The organism is Clostridia bacterium (assembly GCA_036562685.1).
In the GTDB taxonomy this organism is placed as follows: Bacteria; Bacillota; Clostridia; order Christensenellales; family DUVY01; genus DUVY01.
The window spans coordinates 1-1,990 of the sequence record DATCJR010000080.1; the positions used below are offsets into that span (position 1 = coordinate 1).

The following is a 1,990-nucleotide window of genomic DNA, read 5'->3' on the forward strand; positions in this document are numbered from 1 at the left end:
GTGGAATTTTAGAGTTGTAAAAACTGGAGATAGTATAGATATAGGCAATGGCAAGAAGCTTATATTCATTGAAATGAAGATGCTGCATTGGCCTGACAGTATGGCTACATATATGACAGGCGACAATATTTTGTTCTCTAATGATGCGTTTGGACAACACTATGCAGAAGAAGAATTATTCAATGATAAGGCAGATCAATGCTTGCTTTGGAGCGAAGCAATGAAATATTACGCCAATATTCTTAATCCTTTTTCACCGCTTGTTAAGAAGAAAGTTGAAGAGATAAAGGCGCTTAATCTGCCTATTGATATCATAGCGCCCAGTCATGGCTCAATCTGGCGCGACAATCCCATGCAAATAGTAGAAAAATATTATGACTGGTCTCAAAATTATCAAGAAGATCAGATCACTATAGCTTACGATACTATGTGGGACGGAACAAAACACTTAGCGCACAAAATAGCTGCCGAAATTTCAAGGCTAAGTGCTAATACTAAAGTAAAAGTTTATAATATATCAGTAACCAATAAAACTGAGATAATGACTGAGATATTTAAGTCCAAGGCAATAGCGGTAGGTTCGCCTACAGTGGGCAACAGCATTTTGTCCTCTGTGGCTGGATGGCTTGAATTCTTAAAAGAACTCAAATTTAAAAACAAAAAGGCAGCAGTGTTTGGATGTTACGGCTGGAGCGGCGAGTCCACAAAAGAACTAAGAGAAAGACTCACCAGCGCAGGCTTTAAAGTTATAGAGCCCGAAATCAAATGCAATTGGAACCCTAAGGAAGAAGATTATAACAAAGCAATAGATGTAGCCAAGGCTTTGTGTGACTAAGAAAATAATAGAAAATAAAAAAAGAACAGGATTTATCGTCCTGTTCTTTTTTTATCACCTTATCATACCTAAAAATATGTTATAATTAGTTATTAAAAGATTTTATATCAAAAGATTATAGTAGCAAATGAATGTGTTATTAGATATTTCAATTGGAGAAAAATATAGCAATCCATCACAAAAGGTACGTGTCATTACAGAAAATTGGGTTGCAAAAAATGCGTTTTGTCCTCGTTGTGGAAATGATAAACTTAAACAGTGCGAGAATAATAAACCCGTTTCTGATTTTATATGTACTAATTGTGGAAATGTGTTTGAATGTAAAGCGAAAAAAGGTAGTTTAGGTATTAAAATTACAGATGGTGCATATGACTCAATGATTAAGAGGATTAATGATGAAAATAATGCTGATTTTTTCTTTATGTCATATAGTTATAATGATTTTTGCGTTGATGATTTCATTTTTGTGCCAAAATATTTTTTCACAGAAAGAATTATAGAGAAAAGAAAACCTTTATCTCCTAATGCCCGTAGGGCAGGATGGGTTGGATGTAATATTTTGCTTGGAGAGATACCAGAAGAAGGGCGAATAAAAATAATTAAAAATCGAATAATTCAGAATAAAGATTCAATTTGTGATAAAGTGAATAAAACAAAATTTATTTCTAATATATCGTTATTTTCTAGAGGCTGGCTATTGGATGTTATGAATTGTGTTAATAAGATTAATAGGCAAGAGTTTGAATTAATGGACATATATAACTTTGAAAATCAATTAAAAATATTGCATCCTCAAAATAATAACATTCAAGCAAAAATTAGGCAGCAACTTCAATTATTGCGTGATAAAGGATTAGTTGAGTTCTTAGGAAATGGAAAATATAAAAAAGTTGAGGTATAAAATGGACTTCGTATTTTATACTTTTGAAGGAAGTACAACAGCACCCGATGGTTCGGATGTTGAAAACCTTCAAATACTTGGTTTTGAAAAAGCCGACACATATGAAATAGCTTTAAAAAATCTTATCTCTAAGAATGATTGGATTAAAGAAAAGGGATATGACATAACACAAATAAGTTGGAAGGCAATAATAGATAATCTTTTGATTTAGGTTAATTAATGTCTATTCCAAATCCTTAATCATTAAAAATTCG

3 protein-coding genes are annotated in these 1,990 nt (G+C 32.3%); all 3 read left to right on the forward strand.

Translation table 11 applies throughout. The features are described 5' to 3' along the window. Positions 1-835, forward strand: an 835-nt coding sequence (locus tag VIL26_03430; GenBank protein HEY8389984.1) for a flavodoxin domain-containing protein, incomplete at its 5' end; no start/stop codon positions are given. Positions 836-962: 127 nt separating this feature from the next. Beyond that, the gene (locus VIL26_03435) at positions 963-1,736 is read left to right on the forward strand and encodes a DpnI domain-containing protein (protein HEY8389985.1); all 774 of its coding nucleotides are present in this window, start codon (positions 963-965) and stop codon (positions 1,734-1,736) included. Position 1,737: 1 nt separating this feature from the next. Further along, entirely contained in the window at positions 1,738-1,947 is a 210-nt protein-coding gene (locus VIL26_03440) for a hypothetical protein (protein ID HEY8389986.1), read from the forward strand. The last annotated feature ends 43 nt before the right edge of the window (positions 1,948-1,990 follow it).